The organism is Streptomyces sp. NPDC002138, assembly GCF_040296485.1.
GTDB lineage: Bacteria > Actinomycetota > Actinomycetes > Streptomycetales > Streptomycetaceae > Streptomyces.
The window spans coordinates 80,011-97,891 of sequence record NZ_JBEOXE010000009.1 but is presented as its reverse complement, the minus strand read 5'-3'; the positions used below and the strand labels follow the sequence as shown (position 1 = coordinate 97,891).

The window sequence follows — 17,881 nt, the reverse complement described above, 5'->3', positions numbered from 1 at the left end:
CCGATTCATTTCCACCCGGCGCGCGAGTCCGTACGACCCTGCGCGATACCGTACGAGCCGACCCGACTCGGGACGTCTCTCCGGACGTCTCTCCGAACGTCTCTCCGCGGCTGGTCCCGTCCGAGGCGCTGCCGGAGGTCTACGTCCGGGCCGACCACCAGTTCGGCGGCCGCGGCGTCCCTGGCCGACCCGCGTCCAGCTCGGCCTGGTGTATGGCGTCGTGGGCGGCCAGGGAGGCGCGCAGGGTCAGGATGTCCGCGCCCCGGGAGGCGTCCAGCCCGGTGAGCTCGGTGGCCTTGCGCAGCCGGTAGTCGACCGTGTTGGGGTGCACCTGGAGCCGGGCGGCGGCCCGGCGTCGATCGAGCCCCCGAGCCAGGAAGACGCGCAGCGTGTCGAGCAGCTCCGGGCGGGCGTCCAGCGGTTCGAGCAGCGCGGCCAGCCCCGCCCTGGCCGGGCTCGGGCGGCTCAACTGGTACTCCAGCAGCACGTCGTCGAGCAGGTACAAGCCAGGCCCCCGGCCGGACGCCTCCGCCACCGCCCGCACCTCTCCGGCCAGTCGGGCGGCATCCGCCACCCCTTCCGGCGCCGCGGCGGTCGCCGCGGCCAGCAGCTCGGCGCCGCACATCCGGCCGAGCTGCCCGACCAGCCGGGACAGCCACGCCCGGTCCACGTGGCCGGATTCGGCCGACGCGGCCTCGTACGGGATGAGCACCGTCCCACCGTCGCCGGACAGCACCGAGAGCGGAACGCCTGTCGTCTGGCGCTGGATCTCGTTGCGCAGCCGCCGGAGCTTGCGGCGGGTGGCGACCGAGTGGTTCACACCGGGCACCAGTTCGTCGGGGTGCGGCCCCACCGCGATGCTCAGCACCAGGTAGCAGGCCGGCAGCCGGATGCCGGCCCGGTCCGCCGCGCCCTGGGGACTGCCCCCCTCCAGCAGACGGGACAGCAGCGACTGCAGCGCGACCTGCTCGTCGCTGAGGGCCGTCTGCCGCTCCTGCACGTACCCCGCGGCCACTTCACAGCTCACCAACCGCAAGTACGCGAGCATCTGGCGCTGCACCAGCAGTACGTCGGCCAAGTCGCCCGGCTCGGCCGCCGGGAAGACCCGGGCGGCGCATTCCTCCGCACCGAGGTGGTGGGCACCGACCACGGCCTCCAGCGGCACGCCCTCGTCGGCGCGCCTGGCCGACGACTCGCGGATGACCGCCGCCTCGGCCTGCCCGAGCATCTCTCCGGTGCGCAGGACCGCCGCGAACCCCCGTATGCCGTGGGCCACCTGCTTGGCGATGTCGCCGCCGAGCTGCTCCGCCGGTAGCGTCCCGTATACGGGGAGCCCCTCGACCAGCCTGACCATCACGGCGCGTTCGAGTGCACCGGCCGCGTCCTGGAGCCGCTTGTGGACCGGCACCCCGCCGAACCGCGGCACCCGGTCCCGTTCCCGGGCCCGTTCCCGGTCCCCTCCCCGGTCCCGGTCCCGTTCCACCGCGTTGGATCCGGTCACAATCCACCTCGCACATCTTTGTTCCCCACCCCGGAGACCCGGCCGCGTACCGGCCCCATGATGTTTCCGGGACATCACTTACTGGTTGGTAACACGACTGGCCGGTGCATGGCCAGATGTGGCAGGACCTCGGCCGCATCGTTCACCGCATCTCCTTGCCGGGGACCGCCCACCCCGGCCCGACGCGGCGCGCACCGGACCCCATGCGGCTGCGTCGGACCCCCCACCCAGGATTCGAGGAACGCATGTCCAAGACGGCCGTTCGCCTGATATCCGTCGCTGTCGCTGCCGCCGCAGCCATGGCCACGGCGCCCACCGCCAGCGCCGCCACCGCCGTCGCAGCAACGCCGTCGGCCGCCGCACCGGCAGCTGCGGCGGCCTCGGCGAGCGACCCGTTCTACCGCTACGGCGGAAGCGAGCCGCTGTCCACGTTCGCACCGGGCACCGTGCTGGGGACACGGACCCTGCCCTACCACGTCCTTGGCATCCCCACGCCGCTCAAGGCGGTCCAGCTGCTCTACCGCACCACCGATGCCCAGGGCCGCCCGGCCGCCAACGTGACCACGGTGGTGCGCAGTCTGACGGGCGACAGCAGCAAGGCGGTCTCCTACCAGTCGTTCTACGATTCGCTGAACCCGCAGGACAGTCCCTCCCGCGCGATCGCCGGCGGCGTCACCCTGGGCGGCGCCATCCCCAATGTGGAGGCCCTCTTCATCGCGCCGCTGCTGCTGCAGGGCTACAACCTCGTCATCCCGGACACCGAGGGACAGCAGGCGAACTTCGCCGCGGGACCGGAGTACGGGACGAACACCCTGGACTCGATCCGCGCCGCGACGAGGGCGACCGAGACCGGCCTGGACTCCACCACGTCGTTCGGCCTCCTCGGCTACTCGGGCGGCGCGATCGCCACCAACTGGGCTGCCGCGCTCGCGCCGAGCTACGCGCCGGACGTGAACCGCCGACTGGTCGGCTACGCCGAGGGCGGCCTGCTCGTGGACCCGGCGCACAACCTGAAGTACGTCGACGGCTCGCTGGCGTGGTCCGGCGTCATCCCCATGGCCGTCATCGGCGTCTCCCGCTCGTACGGCATCGACCTCAAGAGCTACCTCAACAGCTACGGTCTGAGCGTCTACAAGGACCTGGAGCGCGGCTCGATCATCAACGCCCTCGGCCACTACCCGGGTCTGACCTGGAAGAAGATGGCGAAGCCGGAGTACGCCGACCCCAACTCGATCCCCGCCTTCCTGACGGCGATGAACAAGCTCAACCTCGGCTCCGCCGGCACCCCGTCGGTCCCCGGCTTCATCGGCCAGGGCAACGGAGGCGTCTTCGAGGGAACCTTCAGCAACCGTCCGGGCATCGGCACGGGCGACGGCGTGATGGTCGCCGGCGACGTGCGCTCGCTCGCACGGCAGTACTGTGCCACCGGCGGCTCCGCCGTCAAGTACGACCAGTACGAGCTGCTCAGCCACACGGGCGCGACCCTGGCCTGGGCCCCCGCCGCGCTGGGCTGGCTGGGCGACCGCTTCGCCGGCCGGACGGCGCCGTCCGACTGCGGTCGGATCGCCGGCGGCAACTCCCTCGCCCCGGAGGAAGCCGCTCCGCGGTCGTGATCCGCAGCGTCCCCCTGCTACCGACGGCGCCGGCGGCTCGTGCACCCACGGGACGCCGGCGCCGCCCGGCATCGACCGCAGGTCCGTGCGCTGTACCACGTCCTGGTCGGCTGCGGCGCCGACGGGAGGTGAACCCGCGGACAGAGGGGAGCAGGTCCGCCCCGTCTCCGTCAGTCGCCGTGGGAGGGACCTCGCCCACGGCGATCGCAATGGACCGTCAGGTCGGAAACGGCACACCCGGCCCGTGGAACACGTTCATCCGGCACGCCGACGCCATCGCGGAACACGCCCTGGCGCGCCGCATGTGACGCCTACGGCTTGGCTGACGAGGTGATCGTGACCGGGGTTCCGGCCGGGGCCGCGTAGTCGGGCACCTCCGCGTAGTCGGGCAGCTCGATGCCGTTGATCGCGCGCCCGACCAGCTCGGTGAACCACGCGCCGGCGAAATCGGGGAGCGGCTCGGCGTCCGGCCCGGGGACGGCGCGGCTGCGGGCGTTCAGGCGGCCGATCTCCTGGTTGGCCTCGACGAACGAGCGCATCCGCGCCTCGTAGCGGGCGAACCCGGTGGCGGGGTCCCACCCGGCGGCGGCCAGCTCTCCGGCCAACAGGTAGGCGCCGACCAGGGCCAGCCCGGTGCCCTGCCCCGACATCGGTGACGAGCTGAACGCCGCGTCCCCGAGCAGCACCACCCGTCCGCTCGACCAGCGGTCCATCACGACCTGGGCGACCTGGTCGAGGTAGAAGTCCGGGGTGTCGTCCAGGTGCGCGAGGATGTCCGGGGTCAGCCAGCCCAGGCCCGCCATCCGCTTGCGCAGCAGGCGCTTCTGGGCCGCGACGTCACGGTAGTCGACGTCGACGTCGGCCGAGGCGAAGTAGAACATGGCCATCGCCCGGGTGGCGTCCTGGATGGGGCGCAGGAGGGCCGAGCGCCCGGACTCCTGCTCCTGGTACTCGAGCAGCCAGCGGTCCAGTCCGAACTCGTTGGGCACGCTGTAGAAGGCCAGCACGTGCCCGAGGTGGCGCAGGAACCGCTCGTGCGGCCCGAAGACCATCGCCCGCAGCTCCGAGTGCGGCCCGTCGGCCCCGACCACCAGGTCGAAGCGCCGCCGGTCGCCGCTCGCGAAGGCCACGTCGACCCCGTCCGCGTCCTGGACCAGCTCGGCGATCCGGTCGCCGAAGACGTACTCGACGCCGTCGCGAGTGTCGTCGTACAGCATCCGGGACAGGTCGCCGCGCAGGATCTCGATGTCCGCGATGAACCCGTCGCCGCCGTCGTCGTCGGCGCGGAAGGTCTCCAGCACCTTCCCGTCCGCGTCCACGGTGTGCGCGCCGGCGGTGTCGGTGCATGCCGCGCGCACCGCCGCGTCCAGCCCCATGCGCGCGATGACCTCCTTGGCCACGCCGCGCGCGTCCACCGCCTGCCCACCGGGACGCAGCTCGGGAGCCCGCTCCACCACGGTCACCTCGGCCCCACGGCGACGCAGCCAGTGGGCCAGCGCGGGCCCCGCGATGCTCGCCCCGGCGACCAGCACCCTGGGACCGCTCACCCGCATCCCCTGCCCGCCGGTCCGGATCGTGTGCCCCTGTTCGGAGTCGCTGACGCCCATCACTGCCTCCATGTGCTTCCTCCCGCGCCGGAACGTTTCCGTCCCGGCACGGGCCCACCGCTGTCGGTGGATCCAGGGTGTGGACTGCGGATCGGCACAAGACTCATCGGTACGGCCGACAACGGCGGCAGCCCGGGGGTGCCGCGCAGGACCGGGACCCGTATCAGCGGCAGGTACAGCGAGCCGCTGAGGCAGTGGCGGTACCCGGAACTCAGCCAGCCGATGATCGACACGAACCCGGCTCCCCACGTGCGCGGCGACTCCTTCCGTGAGGCCTCGTCCGGCGCCCGAACGCTCCTGACTCCGGCCTGGAGCCTGTCCGATGGGTCGTTGTGCAGGCGATGAGCCCGAGATCAGCGCAGGTCCACCTGGATTGCGTGTCGGTGGTCGGTGGGGCAGGTGAAGACACGCAGGTCTCCCCATCGGCCGACGACTACCCCTGTCTCGTCGTAGTGCGTGGGCGACGGCAAAGGTGTCAACTGGCGTGTCACGTCAGCGGCTCGGCGCCACCGCACCTCGATCACGGGGCTGGCGTCGGCCTGCTGGGCTGGAGGATCCCAGTGTCCATTGGGACACCAGAGGATCTGCGAGAGGTCGATGCCCGCGGGCCACCACGGCCCCGGCGCGTCGCGGCGGAAGGTCTGGGCGACCGGCACCATGGCCGTGGCCGGCACGCCGACAGGATTGTCCTCATCAGGCAACGAACACGCGGGCCACGGCTCGTCACTCGGCCACAGCAGCGGGCCGCCGATTGAGCTGTGCCCAGAGTCCGGCTCTCCCCGCTCGGGATGGAGCACGACCGCTTCGCGCGCGTAGGCAGCGAGTTCGGTACCAAGGACCACGGACCACGGACCAAGGACAAGACGAAGCCCTGCTCAAGCATGCACCGGGGAACCGCGAGGGGCCTGCGGGTCGCGGTGATCGTCAATGACATGAGCGAGGAGGTCACCATCGGTGGTCTTTCCCGCGCGAGGAAGCCGGACAGGCGTCCGCGTGCGGCGCCCTCCGAGCCTCTCCTGCCCGCCCGGGGGTGCCGCACGCGGACGGACGCGTCTACCAGGACGACTTGGTCACTCCGGGGAGGAATCCGGCGTGCGCCTGCTGCCGTGTCCGTACCCGGGAGAGTCCGAACTTGCGCAGGTAGCCGCGGGGGCGGCCGTCCACGCTGTCGCGGTTGCGTACGCGGGTGGCGCTGGCGTTGCGCGGCTGCCGGCGGAGCTCCGCGAGGGCGGCCTCCCGCTCGGCCGGGGTGGAGGACGGTCGGCGGATGGCCTCCTTGAGCTCGGCCCGCCGGGCGGCGTAGCGCTCGACGATCTGCTTGCGCTTCTCGTTCTGCGCGATCTTGCTCTTCTTCGCCATCAGACCTTCCCTCCTCGTGCGCGGATCCGGGCCACTGCGGCCTCGATGCCGATCGCGTCCACTGTCTTGACCGCCTTCGCGCTCAGCGTCAGGCGGACGTGGCGCCCCTCGCCGGGCAGCCAGTAGCGCTTGTGCTGGATGTTCGGGTCGAAGCGGCGCGAGGTGCGCCGGTGGGAGTGGGAGATGGTGTTGCCGAATCCCGGCTTGGCGCCGGTCAGTTGGCAGTGGGCTGACATGGGTGGTGGGGCCTCTCTCGGTGGGCGTGCTTGTTGGTAATGAAAATCAGTGTCATATACTAGCCTCATGGCACGCAACGAGATCCGCCGGTCATCAAGCTCCGCTCCACGGCGGGCACCGGCTTCACGTACGTCACGCGCAAGAACCGGCGCAACGACCCCGACCGGCTGGCGCTGCGCAAGTACGACCCCGTCGTGCGCCGCCACGTCGACTTCCGTGAAGAGCGCTGACCCCGCAACCCCGCCAGACCGTCGAAAGGTTCCTGCCATGAAGCCCGGCATCCACCCCGCCTACGGGCCCGTCGTCTTCCGCGACTCGGCCTCCGGCACCGCTTTCCTGACCCGCTCCACGATCACCAGTGACAAGACCGTCGACTGGGAGGACGGCAACACCTACCCGGTCGTCGACGTGGAGATCTCCTCCGCCAGCCACCCCTTCTACACGGGCACCGCCCGTGTGCTCGACACCGCCGGCCGCGTCGAACGCTTCGAGCGCCGCTACGGAGCGCGGTGATGGAGGAAGGACGCAAGCTGCCCGTCGTGATCGTCGCCGGTATCCACGCCGACGCCCGCAGGCAGGTGGTCGACCGTCTCCTGCACTCCGTACCAGGCAGCGTGGCGCTCCATCACGACCTTGCCGGTGCCGTCGACGGCACCGTCCGCCGTCTCGTCCGCGACGCATCCGGCGACATCTCGCGCGATGACACACCATTGGTCAACGACTGTGCGTGCTGCGCACTGCGCGAGGACCTCGTCCCGGAACTGGTGCGGCTGGCCGGGAGTGGCCTGACCCGTCTCGCCGTGGTCGAGCTGTGGGACTCGGTCGAACCGAAGGCCATGGCCGAGGTGGTCGCCGCGCATGCCGGCGAGCGGCTGATCCTGACGAACGTGATCACCGCTGTGGATCCCGCGCTCGTACTGCCCTGCCTCGCCAACGGCGACGACCTGGCCGAAGTCGGCCTCGCCGCCGCTCCCACCGACCAGCGGACCGTCGGCGACACCTGGGCCCGCCAACTGGAGTACGCGCCCGTCCTCGCTCTCGTCGACAGCGACGAGGCCGACGACGAGGACCACGCTCTCCTCGCCCAGCTGCATCCCACCGCCCTTCGCGTCCAAACCGGTTCGGGTGACCTCTCCCAGGTGGCGTTTGCCGGCTTCGACGTGGAGGCGGCTGCCGCTGCCCAGCATCCCGCCTGCGCGCTCCTGCCCCAGGAGGCGGACGAGGCGGGCGTGGCCACGCTCGTCTGGCACCGCAGCCGGCCGTTCCATCCCGAACGCCTCTACCAGGCACTCGAGGACCTGTGCTGCGCCGCCGCCCGCAGTCGCGGCCGGTTCTGGCTCGCCGACCGGCCCGACACACTGCTCGCCTGGGACGCGGCGGGCGGAGCGCTGTGCGTGGAGAGCGCCGGGCCGTGGCTGGCGTCCTTGCCCGACGCGGCCTGGGACATGGTCCCTCCCATGCGGCGGGCGGCAGCCGCCCTCGACTGGCACCCCGACCACGGCGACTGCTGCCAGCACCTCGTGTTCACCTCTCCCGGCCTGGACCGGGACGGGCTGGAGGGGCTTCTCGACTCCTGCCTGCTGACGGACGCGGAGTACACCGCGGGCCGCGACGCCTGGAAGCACCTGCCCGCCGCGTTCGACTCCCTCCTCGACGCCGGCTGACACCCCGTCCAACCCGCGCGCGGCCTGGTGAGGCTGCGAAACGAAACGTTCATGCAAGGAGAAACCCGCCATGACCCGACGACCCCTCCTCCGTAAGCCTGTGAAGTCCCGGCCCAACCCGCTCGACGCGGCCAGGATCACCTACATCGACTACAAGGACACCGACCTACTGAGGAGGTTCCTCTCCGACCGCGGGAAGATCCGTAGCCGGCGCGTCACCCGCGTGACTGCCCAGCAGCAGCGGGCCCTCGCCACAGCGATCAAGAACGCGCGCGAGATGGCTCTGCTGCCGTACGCCAGTCGCTGACGGCATCCGGGCGGACCGGGGGCGGGGCCCCCGGAAGTCAGGCGGCCAGGGGAATCAGCCCCGGCCCCCTGCCGTGCTTCAGCTGTCCGCGACCTGGCCCTGTTCTCCCGAAGCTGCCGGGAAGTGACGTCGTGCGGATCGGTGTCGCACCTCTGGGTCGCCACGATTCGAGGAATCCAAGCGTCTGCGCGGACGGGATTGTCGTCGGCTAGTGTGTGCTCGCTCGCGCCGGGGCCTCCTCCGGGCGGGCTGAGCGCGTACCGGCGCGTCGCGCCGGATGAAGAGCGAGGGGCGCAGCGTGGTCGAGGGCTCGGCGGGTGCGGCGATGGCACCACCTCCACGTCCTTTCGACCCGCGGGGCGACGGGGTCGACTCAGAGCAGCGGCGCCGGGCGAGGCCCGGCACGGTCACCGCCACCCTGGTCGCGGCCGTGGTGGTCGCAGTGCTCGCCGGACCGTGGCTGGAGCGGCTGTTCGGGCTCGCGGCATTGGGGGCATGGCGCACGCTGCTGGTGGCCATCGTCATGCAGGGCGTACCGTTCCTGCTTCTCGGCACCGTCGTCTCGGCGGCCATCGGTGCGTTCATCCCCACCCGGGTCTTCTCCAAGGTCCTGCCCCGCAACCCCGTCCTCGCCGTGCCGGTGGCCGGTGCCGCCGGAATGGTGCTGCCGGGGTGCGAGTGCGCCTCTGTGCCGGTCGCGGGCAGTCTGATGCGCCGGGGCGTGGCTCCCGCGGCGGCCCTGACGTTCCTGCTCGCCGCGCCCGCCGTCAACCCGGTGGTGCTCGTCTCGACGGCGATCGCGTTCCCCGGCAAGCCGGAGATGGTGGCCGCTCGGTTCGGTGCCTCGCTCGTCACCTCGGTCGTCATGGGCTGGCTGTGGATCCGGTGGGGGCGCGAGGAGTGGCTGCGGCTGCCCGCCGGGCACGCGGAGCACGCACCCGGCACGGGCCGGCTGGAGGCCTTCCGGCGCGGGCTGGAGCACGATTTCCTGCAGGCGGGCGGGTTCCTGGTGGTCGGCGCCATGGCCGCTGCGACCTTCAACGTCCTCGTACCGCCGTCCGTCCTGGAAGCCTTCTCCGGTTCTCCATGGCTGGGCATCCTCGTGGCGGCGGGGCTCGCGGTCCTCCTGTCGGTGTGCTCGGAGGCGGACGCGTTCGTCGCGTCCTCGTTCGCCGGCTTCTCGCCCACTGCCCGCCTCGCCTTCATGGTGGTGGGCCCGATGGTCGACATGAAGCTGATCGCCCTGCAGTCGGGGGCCTTCGGGCGGGCGTTCGCGGTGCGGTTCTGCGCCGGTACGTTCGTGGTGGCGATCCTGTGCTGCGTCGTCGTGGGAGGCGTATTCCTGTGACCGGACGACCCCCCGCCGACGCGGCGGACACGCGCCTGCTGAGCGGACTCGGCCAGCCCGTCCTGCTGGTGCTGACCGGCACCGGCCTGCTGCACACCACGGTGCGCAGCGACGTGTACCTCCGGTACGTGAAGGAAGGGCTGCGGCCGTACCTCATCGCTTCCGGAGTCCTGCTGGTCGCCCTGGGCCTCGCGGGGCTCGCAGCCGAGCTGGTGCGCCGCCTGCGGCAGCCGCCGGACGAATACACAGAGGGGCGCGACGACCACGGGCACGGGCACGGGCACGGACACGGACACGACCACGGGCACGACCACGGGCACGGACACGGGGGTGCCACGCACATCGCCTGGCTCCTCGCCGTGCCCGCCCTCACCTTGATGTTCGTCGCCCCGCCGGCGCTCGGCTCGTACACGGCCTCGCGGGACGGGGCCGCGGCCAGGGTGGAGCACAGCGCCTACAAGGACCTGTTGCCGGACGCTCCGATCACACCCCTGGCCCTGGAGGAGTTCATCGGACGCTCCGTGCACGGGCCGAACACCCTGCGCGGCCGCAAGGTCCGGTTGCTCGGATTCGTCTCCGCAGGCAAGAGCCCGGACACCTGGTACCTCAACCGCTTGAAGCTCAGCTGCTGCGCGGCCGACGCGCGGACCCTGCGGGTGGAGATGCACGGCGCGGAGGCACCTGACAACGACACCTGGGTCGAGGTCACGGGCGTGTGGCGGGGCGACGAAGTCATTGCCGAGAACCCCGTCCCGACCATGGAGATCGATGCCCTGAAGCCTGTCGACCAACCGCTCAACCCCTACCACGACGCGCCGCCCACGGACGGCTGAGTCCCCGATCACAGCAGCCAGACCGGGCCATCACATCGCGGGTGGGCTCATTGCATGCTTCTGGTTCTTGCGCTTGTGCTGGCCGGTAAGGATGCTCACCCTTCTTCTCTGGAAGGGCGGTCTCACGCCTCGGACGGCGCACCACTGCCTTGGCGCTGCCGCTGGCGGTGTTTGCGCATGGACACCTGAGAGCCGCAGCCGGTACTGCAGTACAGCCCTCCCCCATTGCGGGTGCGGTCGAAGAAACCGAAATGACATGGGGGGTTCCGGCACGCCTTGATGCGCCCCCAGTCGCTGCTCTGCGCGAACATCGTCACCGCGGCCAGTACGGTTCCGAACACGCGCGGCACCCCCGCCTGCGGCGAGGCCAGCTCTACACCACCGGCCGTGACCACCGTGGCCAGCGGGTAGAGCGAACCCACACGTCGCAGGTGCCGCTCGGCACGCAGCAGCGGCTCACCGAGACTTTCCTCATCGCCCGAGTGCGCGAGCAGCACGGCCACCAGAGCGTCACGCAGCTCGCGCGCGACCGCGGCGTCGGCGTCGGTCACCACGGTTTCGCCACCGAACTCGTCGCGCCCCGCCAGCCACGCCGCAAACGAGTCCCCGTCCCCGAACAACTCGCGGCGGCCCGATCCGTCCGCACGCGTGTTCACGAACGCGAGAACGGTCTCCACCATCGGCGTGACGGTGCGTGGACTGGGTTTCGGGTATCCGGCTGCCGCAGCGATCATCCTCCCAGCCTACATCAGAGCGATGGGCCCTAATCCAGCTAGTAGGCAACCTTCCACCCGATCGAGGTTGACGAGTTGCGATCTAACAACTTACGGTCGCAACATGAACGAGACACCCAACCACCAGACCCACCACCGCACATGGCTGATCACCGGGGCAACATCCGGCATCGGCCGCGAACTGACGCTCCAGGCACTGGAGAGCGGCGACACCGTCTCGGCCCTCGCCCGCGACACCTCCTCCCTGGACGAACTGGCGCAAGCCCACGGTGAGCGCCTGCTTCTCATCCAGGCGGACGTCCGTGACGAGCGAGCCGTTCGGGACGCGGTGGACGGCACGCTCGCACGGTTCGGCCGTATCGACGTCCTGGCCAACAACGCGGGATACGGGCTGTTCGGAGCCGTTGAGGAAGCCTCCGACACGCAAGTCCGCGCCGTGTTCGACACCAATGTCTTCGGAGTGCTCAACGTGCTCCGCGCAACGCTGCCGGTGCTCCGCGCCCAGCGATCCGGGCACATCCTCCAGGGCTCGTCGGTCTACGGGCAGTCCGCCCATCCCGGCGTGGGACTGCTGGCCGCCACCAAGTACGCGGTCGAGGGGCTGTCGGACGCGCTCACGGCCGAGGTCGCACCGCTCGGCATCAAGGTCACGATCATCCAGCCCGGAATGACCGCGACCCCCTTCCTCGCCAACCTCGATGTCGCAGCCGGCCTGGCCGACTACGACCAGACCGTCCGCGAGGTCCACAAGAGCATCGGGCAGATGCCGGCGTCCGCGTTCTCGGCCGCGGCGCGGATCGCCGAAGGCATCCGGACTGCGGTCGACAGCCCCAACCCTCCGCTCCGCCTGGCCCTTGGCACCTCCAGCGCAACGGACATGCGCCCCGCGTTGGAGGCGCGGATCGCAGACCTGGACAGCTGGCAGCATGTGACGGACGCCGTCGACAGGCAGCATCCGGTCAGCACGGCGCGGGCGGCGGCCTCGGCGTCGATGGCGCCGGTCTTGCCGTGACAGCGTCGGGCCGTTGTGCCGGGCTGATTGACCTCGGTCGCCCTCGGTCGCTTCGATGCTGCCCTCGGCACGCAGGTGACGGGTCAAGGCAGATCCGTATGAGCCGGTGCACTCGACCCCGGCCCGCCGCAGCACGCCAAGTGACCGTACCCAGTCGAGGAGTCGCCGAGAGCCATCGGCACTCGCGGGAAAGCAGCGGCCGTCCAGGGCGGAGCCGAACACGGTGATGACAGCTGCGGCGTGACTGTCCTTGTGCGTGTCCACGCCGAGCAGGACGTCCCCGGCGTCGGCCGGGGGTGACATGGGGTGGTGGACTGCGCGATGCCGGTCGAGGTCGCCTGTCTCCTGATCGCCTCGGGAACCGGTGGCCGCCGCCGGGCCTGGGGCGGTCAAGACTGTGATGGTGCCTGGCGCGAAGGCCCCCATCGGGACACGCCCCCGGCCCTGCGGCAGCGAGCACCGCCCGAAGCGGCGCCTGAACATCCTCGGAGTCGTAGGGGACCTTCCCGGTCGGCACTCCCCTCATATGCGGGCGGCGATGTCAAACCATTGGCTGTGGCCTAGGTATAAAACTGCTGGACGGCGGTTACACAGACGACACCGGCGTCTTCAACGACAAGCTCCGCGAGTGGGAGGACCACTACAACTACCACCGCCCCCACGGCGCCCTCGGCGGCCAGACACCCTACGAACGCCTCAAGCAGAAGACCCAGACCCCGCTGTAATCAAGCTGCGGCAGTCGCACACCTAGGGCCTGTGTGATGTCGTGATCAGTCGGCGGCTTTCAGGAGGTCGTCGATCCAGATCATGGCGGCGCGGAGGTGGAGGCCGGCGAGGTAGCTGTCCGGGGACTTGTCGTAGCGGGTGGCGATCCCTCGCCAGGCTTTCAGCTTGTTGATCAGGCGCTCGACGGTATTCCGTTCCTTGTAGAGGTCGGCATCGTGGACGACGGGCCGACCACCTCGTGCGCCCTTCTTCTTGCGGTTGGCTGCCTGGTCCCGTTTCTCCGGGATGACGGCCTTGATTCCGCGTCTGCGCAGGTAGGCGCGGTTGCCACGGGACGAGTACGCCTTATCCGCGGCGACCGCGCCGAGCGTTGTGCCGGGACGGCCGACCGGCAGGCGGACTCTGACCTTCGCGAGTACGGGGATGAACTGCGGGCTGTCCCCGGCTTGCCCGACAGTCAGGACCAGCGCGAGCGGACGACACCGGCGGTCCGCGGCGAGGTGAATCTTGCTCGTGAGTCCGCCCCGGGACCTGCCGAGCAGGGCTTCCTTCAGGCGGAGCCTGTGTCTGCGCCGGATGCGCCGGCGTTCGTCCTGTCCGTTCTGTTCCTCCGCGCCGCCCCCTTTTGCCGGGCTGTCTCCTGCTCCTGCACGGCTTCTTCCAGAGCCTTCATCAGGTGCTTGCCGACCCGCATCCCGGCGGCGTCTTGGTGGGCACGGACCGTGGTGGAGTCCACGCTGACCAGCGACAAGTCCGTCCTGCCCACCCGGGCCCCCTCCGCGATCAGGCCTTCCAGCAGGGCCGTGAACACACCGGCGTCCCGCCACACGCGGAAGCGTCCGTAGACGGTGGCCCAGGGGCCGAACTCGGCGGGCATCTCCCGCCACTGGCCACTGGAGCGGAACCGCCAGATCACACCCTCGAACTGCTCCCGCAACCGCGCCGGATACGGACCGTACCTACCGATCGGCAGATACGGCTCGATGAACTTCCACTGAACATGGGTGAGTTGCCTACGCGTCACGACCCCAGTCCTACCGGATCCCACCCCTCAAACAGGCCAGAACCCAGTAGTTGATCACGACATCACACAGGCCCTAGGGCATGCCGAAGGACATCGTCCTGCTGGCAACACCGAGTGGCTGGCGCCACAGCACCACCACCGTGGACGGCACGATCATTTGCGGGATGACCAGGGTGCCCGTCACGGCTACCGCGGAGCAGGCCAAGGAGGGCGCCGCCGCGATGCTGAGGGAACTCGGACGCGAGTTCCACGGGACTGCCCTCGAAGTCACCTGGGAGCCCGACCGGGTGCCCGGATCCTGCATCGGCCACATCCAACCGCGCCCTGAATCGGAGCACAAGGAAGCCGGCCAACTCACGACCGAAAGTTAAACGGCAACGATCGACAGCCCCTGGTCTCCCGGTCAATGCACCGCCCCTATCAGCCGATGCCGACGGCGGCCAGGGCGGTGGTCCAGTAGGCCTCAGCAGGGTACGTCGCCGCCGCACCGCCACAAGGTTCCCCGGTCCGCGTAGACGTTGGCGCGGGGTGAGAAAACATGGCCGATCCACTCCTGCCCGTCGCCTGCCGCGATGTACGCCTCCGCCTGATAGGCCAGTGGGGCGCTCTGGCGTGCGATCTCGCAGTGGGCCGGTTCCGTGGTGAAAGTGGTGCCCGACTCGACGGTGATGTGGGTGGTGCCAGGGCCCGGATTGCAGTCGTGGGCCGCTCCTGCCCAGGAGCCCCCCACCTTGACCGTGACGTCGGCGGCGGAGGCCGTGGGATTGTCGACCTTGAGGGCGAAAGCCACCTTGTCGTGCTCCACCTTCGCGCAGGCGCGCAGCTGAACTCCGGACGGACCGCTTCTGGGAGGAGAACAGCGGCTGTCTCCCCCCAACGCGTCCCGGGGCTGGGCAGCAGTTGTTCCTGCGTCTGATACCGCAGTGCTGGAGGAGGGCCTGGCCTGACCACCCTGTTCGCTTGACGCTGACCACCCCTTCACGGCGATGCCCACGACGATCAAGCTCACGGCCGCGACGGCGACGGCGACGGCAGGCAGCTTCCATGAGCCGGATGCCGCAGGGGCAGGAGGGGCTGCGATCGGCAGCGGGGCAGTCGGGCCGACTGCGGGCCGCTCGCTGTCTTCTTCAGGGAAAACCTGGCCGAGTCCCGCCGCCGGTGCCTGCGCCGACGTATCGCCAGGGAGAAGTGGCGGCCAGTCTGCGGATTCCGGGTGAACCTGCGAGGCGGCGGCCGGGTCCGGCGAGCCAGGCTGCTCCGGGGCCCTGAGGGCGCTGACCACCGCGCTACGCCACTGGTGCCCCTTGATCGTCTGCAGCTGCGTCCGGTGGAACTCGATCCGCCCGGCGACCGCCATCAGCCGCTGGCGCTGAGAGGCGGATTCGGGCCGGAAGGCCTCCACGATCCGGGCGGTGTCCTGGACGGTCGGTACGCGGCCGGACCTCTTGTTCTCGCCGAGCAACTGATCACGGCCGAGCAGCCAATGCCCCAGAAGAGGGCTGTCGATCTTCGGGTCCGCGCCCCGCAGCCGGGCGATGAGCCCCGGCCGGGAAGGCCCTGGCCCCGCCATCACCTCCTGCAGGCAGTCGCTCCACTCGTCCAATGCCTGGACGAGTGCGTACGCCAGCCCTTCGAAGTTCTCTTCCTGCTCCCCCACCGCTGCTCCTCCTGCCAAAGATTGCACTGCGCTAGTGAAACGGCAGGTCAGACAGTGCGCTCCTGGCACTGCAAGCGCCTGCCGGACGATGGATCTGGAGCGAGCTTCCGGCGTTCAGGAGAGTGGAACGCGGCGGACGGCACCGAGCCGATCCGCCCTCAACTCACCTGTGCAGAAACGGAGTCCTGCCCATGAACCGATCGACGACCCGAAAGCATCCCACACTCCTGACCCTCCTCGCGGCCGTGGTGTCGGCGACCGTGGCACCGATGGCCGCCCCTGGTACGGCAGGGGCCGCCACGGGCGGCCAGGTGTGCCTCTTCCTGGACAAGGAGGGCGCCCCGATCCTCGGCCGGACGTACGGACACGTCGCCTGGGCGATCCGCGACCCGAAGAACACCAACCACTGGATCTGGGGCGCGACCGAGGGGGGCAAGCTGCACATCCCGGCGGGCCAGAACAACGGCAGCTGGATCAAAGGCGGCACCTGGGACGACCTCCACAAGAGCATCAAGCCGGACGGCCACCACAGGGCGGGCTACTACGACGCCTACCGGTGCATCAACACGGCCGGCGGCGACCTCGGGGCCGCGCAGCGCACCTTCCGCAACATGAAGGACAACGGCTACGACATCGGCTTCAACAACTGCCTCACGAAGTCGATCGCGATCTTCCGCAAGTACAGCCCCGCCCTCAGCAGCAAGCACCTGCCCGATGGTCAGACCCTCCCGCCCAGGAACTACTTCGCAACCACGCTGGACAACGCGAGCGGCTGGGGGAAGGCCAGTACGTACCGCTGAGGGCCGATCAGCAGCCAAAGGCGCGGTGGGCCGCCGGGCCGACCAACGACATCCAACCGACGAACAGAAACGAGAAGAGCACCCACCATGTGGAACAAGTGCCAGCGATGCAACGGCAATGGGAAGTGCACCACCTGCGACGGATCCGGCTACCGCGGTGTGTGGAAGTGCGACAGCTGCCGCGGAAGCGGTGACTGCAAGGCGTGCGATGGACGCGGCTGACCGGTTGAACACCGGCTGATGACCTGACCTGCTCTTCGGTGAGGGCCCCTGCCCCGCGGCACGAGCCCTCACCCCTGGGGGTCAACGCAGGGCAGCCAACGGCACCGTAGGCCCGCTCACCTGGCAGCATCGACTTGTGCACCAATGGCCACAGCACGTTCGACCGAAAGCGCAGCAACGGAGACCGCGAGTACGTGCGCAATGTCCGCGACCGGCCGCGGATTCGAGGAGGAAGTGCGGATCCCGGTCCGTTCAGGCCGCTGTCCCCGGGTGCGGGGATCCGGCGCCGCGGCGGTAGTCGGCGTTGAGGCGCTGGGCTTCTTCGAGTTGGTCTTCGAGGATGACGATGCGGCAGGCGGCCTCGATCGGGGTGCCCTGGTCCACGAGTTCGCGGGCGCGGGCGGCGATGCGGAGCTGGTAGCGGGAGTAGCGGCGATGTCCGCCCGGGGAGCGCAGTGGGGTGATGAGGCGGTGCGTGCCCAGGGCGCGCAGGAAGTTCTGGGTGGTGCCGAGCATGTCGGCGGCCCGGCCCATCGTGTAGGCGGGGTAGTCGTCGTCCTCGAGACGCCCGAAGGAGTCCTCTGCTGTCATCGCACCTCTCTGTGAAACGCGTGGAGGGGCCCCGGTGCGAGTGCTGCACCGGGGCCCCGAAGGAACTGCTACACCATCTGCCGGCCCTGATACTGCGCCGGCCCTCTCTTTCCGCCCACCCGGCTCGACGACGACGGGGTGTGCGGGGATCGCGGATGCGTGACCGGAGACCACCTCACTATCGATGTCCTGCGGTACCCGGGCCTTGGCTCTGTTCGCCCGGGCGATCCTGATGGCGCGTGGTCCCTCCGTTCATCCCTCTGGATTGAACACTTACTCACCAAACGGAACTGCGTACTGCATGCGGCCTGCCCAAGCGCCGCTCTCCGGCAGCCAGCCCCGTCGCCCATCCCGCATCTGCTCTGGCTTAGAACCCCACTGCCGGACCTCCCGGTGCGCGCGCCCGCAGCCGACGCCTTCACCGAGGTACAGCCCATTTCACTGCTGGGTACTGCTCACTGCGTCAACCACTGTCGGCAGCCCCTGATGACTGCGGGCCACCCGGTCCGGTCGCCAGTCCCGTCGCCGTCCTGCAACCACTCTGGCTTCGACACTCCACAACCGCACCGTCCTGCGCACTGCGCACTGCGTACTGCGTACTGCGTACTGCAACTACAGACTGCTGCCCGGCAGTTCATCTCTGCCA

Annotated in this window: 17 protein-coding genes and 4 pseudogenes; 11 read left to right on the top strand and 10 right to left on the bottom strand. The window is 70.1% G+C overall.

The window, feature by feature from the left end:
* Positions 1-139 precede the first annotated feature (139 nt).
* Positions 140-1,501: a PucR family transcriptional regulator gene (locus tag ABT084_RS08360; protein ID WP_351039531.1), complete on the bottom strand. Its 1,362-nt coding sequence runs from the start codon at positions 1,499-1,501 to the stop codon at positions 140-142.
* Between the two features lie 245 nt (positions 1,502-1,746).
* Between ABT084_RS08360 and ABT084_RS08355 the strand changes: the two genes are divergently transcribed.
* A complete protein-coding gene (locus ABT084_RS08355; RefSeq protein ID WP_351039528.1) occupies positions 1,747-3,114 on the top strand; it encodes a lipase family protein in 1,368 nt (455 codons plus the stop codon).
* Positions 3,115-3,425: 311 nt separating this feature from the next.
* On the opposite strand, the gene ABT084_RS08350 is transcribed toward ABT084_RS08355, so the two are convergent.
* The 4 genes from ABT084_RS08350 to rpmB form a co-directional block, all read right to left on the bottom strand.
* Positions 3,426-4,733 carry an FAD-dependent monooxygenase gene (locus tag ABT084_RS08350; protein ID WP_351039525.1) on the bottom strand — a complete coding sequence of 436 codons (1,308 nt, stop codon included), beginning with the start codon at positions 4,731-4,733 and terminating at the stop codon, positions 3,426-3,428.
* Positions 4,734-5,074: 341 nt separating this feature from the next.
* The gene (locus ABT084_RS08345; protein ID WP_351039522.1) at positions 5,075-5,563 is read right to left on the bottom strand and encodes a hypothetical protein; all 489 of its coding nucleotides are present in this window, start codon (positions 5,561-5,563) and stop codon (positions 5,075-5,077) included.
* A 211-nt stretch (positions 5,564-5,774) separates the two neighbouring features.
* The gene (gene rpsN / locus ABT084_RS08340; protein WP_351039520.1) at positions 5,775-6,080 is read right to left on the bottom strand and encodes a 30S ribosomal protein S14; all 306 of its coding nucleotides are present in this window, start codon (positions 6,078-6,080) and stop codon (positions 5,775-5,777) included.
* Positions 6,080-6,316: a 50S ribosomal protein L28 gene (rpmB, locus tag ABT084_RS08335; protein WP_351039518.1), complete on the bottom strand. Its 237-nt coding sequence runs from the start codon at positions 6,314-6,316 to the stop codon at positions 6,080-6,082. The genes rpsN and rpmB overlap by 1 nt, the downstream gene beginning before the upstream one ends.
* A gap of 67 nt (positions 6,317-6,383) precedes the next feature.
* Between rpmB and rpmG the strand changes: the two are divergent.
* The 6 genes and pseudogenes from rpmG (at position 6,384) to ABT084_RS08305 (ending at position 10,469) form a co-directional block, all read left to right on the top strand.
* Positions 6,384-6,547 (top strand): annotated as a pseudogene (gene rpmG / locus ABT084_RS08330) (50S ribosomal protein L33).
* Between the two features lie 37 nt (positions 6,548-6,584).
* A complete protein-coding gene (locus ABT084_RS08325; RefSeq protein ID WP_351039515.1) occupies positions 6,585-6,830 on the top strand; it encodes a type B 50S ribosomal protein L31 in 246 nt (81 codons plus the stop codon).
* Positions 6,830-7,981, top strand: a complete 1,152-nt coding sequence (locus tag ABT084_RS08320) for a CobW family GTP-binding protein (RefSeq protein ID WP_351039513.1) — start codon at positions 6,830-6,832, stop codon at positions 7,979-7,981. Before ABT084_RS08325 ends, ABT084_RS08320 begins: the two co-directional genes overlap by 1 nt.
* 70 nt (positions 7,982-8,051) lie before the next feature.
* Positions 8,052-8,288, top strand: coding sequence for a 30S ribosomal protein S18 (rpsR, locus tag ABT084_RS08315; protein ID WP_351039510.1), 237 nt, complete (start codon positions 8,052-8,054; stop codon positions 8,286-8,288).
* A 277-nt stretch (positions 8,289-8,565) separates the two neighbouring features.
* A complete protein-coding gene (locus ABT084_RS08310) occupies positions 8,566-9,636 on the top strand; it encodes a permease (RefSeq protein WP_351039508.1) in 1,071 nt (356 codons plus the stop codon).
* Positions 9,633-10,469 (top strand): TIGR03943 family putative permease subunit, encoded by an 837-nt coding sequence (locus ABT084_RS08305; RefSeq protein ID WP_351039505.1) that lies wholly within the window; start codon positions 9,633-9,635, stop codon positions 10,467-10,469. Before ABT084_RS08310 ends, ABT084_RS08305 begins: the two co-directional genes overlap by 4 nt.
* A 122-nt stretch (positions 10,470-10,591) precedes the next feature.
* Here the strand turns inward: ABT084_RS08305 and ABT084_RS08300 are convergent, their stop codons facing one another.
* The gene (locus tag ABT084_RS08300) at positions 10,592-11,203 is read right to left on the bottom strand and encodes a CGNR zinc finger domain-containing protein (RefSeq protein ID WP_351039502.1); all 612 of its coding nucleotides are present in this window, start codon (positions 11,201-11,203) and stop codon (positions 10,592-10,594) included.
* A gap of 103 nt (positions 11,204-11,306) precedes the next feature.
* On the opposite strand from ABT084_RS08300, the gene ABT084_RS08295 reads away from it, so the two are divergent.
* Complete coding sequence (locus ABT084_RS08295; protein ID WP_351039499.1) at positions 11,307-12,215, top strand: SDR family NAD(P)-dependent oxidoreductase; 909 nt, start codon at positions 11,307-11,309, stop codon at positions 12,213-12,215.
* Between the two features lie 120 nt (positions 12,216-12,335).
* Here the strand turns inward: ABT084_RS08295 and ABT084_RS37970 are convergent.
* Positions 12,336-12,518, bottom strand: a pseudogene (locus ABT084_RS37970) (IS110 family transposase); the annotation flags it as partial.
* Between the two features lie 266 nt (positions 12,519-12,784).
* Between ABT084_RS37970 and ABT084_RS08290 the strand changes: the two are divergent.
* Positions 12,785-12,940: pseudogene (locus ABT084_RS08290) on the top strand (integrase core domain-containing protein); the annotation flags it as partial.
* Between the two features lie 45 nt (positions 12,941-12,985).
* Here ABT084_RS08290 and ABT084_RS08285 read toward each other — a convergent pair.
* Positions 12,986-13,965: pseudogene (locus tag ABT084_RS08285) on the bottom strand (IS5 family transposase).
* An 80-nt stretch (positions 13,966-14,045) separates the two neighbouring features.
* Here ABT084_RS08285 and ABT084_RS08280 point away from each other — a divergent pair.
* On the top strand, positions 14,046-14,336 hold the full coding sequence (locus ABT084_RS08280; RefSeq protein WP_351039496.1) for a hypothetical protein: 291 nt from the start codon (positions 14,046-14,048) through the stop codon (positions 14,334-14,336).
* Between the two features lie 92 nt (positions 14,337-14,428).
* Here ABT084_RS08280 and ABT084_RS08275 read toward each other — a convergent pair whose 3' ends face one another.
* A complete protein-coding gene (locus ABT084_RS08275) occupies positions 14,429-15,622 on the bottom strand; it encodes a hypothetical protein (protein WP_351039494.1) in 1,194 nt (397 codons plus the stop codon).
* Positions 15,623-15,813: 191 nt separating this feature from the next.
* On the opposite strand from ABT084_RS08275, the gene ABT084_RS08270 reads away from it, so the two are divergent.
* On the top strand, positions 15,814-16,422 hold the full coding sequence (locus ABT084_RS08270) for a Tat pathway signal protein (RefSeq protein ID WP_351039492.1): 609 nt from the start codon (positions 15,814-15,816) through the stop codon (positions 16,420-16,422).
* Between the two features lie 474 nt (positions 16,423-16,896).
* Here the strand turns inward: ABT084_RS08270 and ABT084_RS08265 are convergent, their stop codons facing one another.
* On the bottom strand, positions 16,897-17,235 hold the full coding sequence (locus ABT084_RS08265) for a MerR family transcriptional regulator (protein WP_351039490.1): 339 nt from the start codon (positions 17,233-17,235) through the stop codon (positions 16,897-16,899).
* Positions 17,236-17,881: the final 646 nt, after the last annotated feature.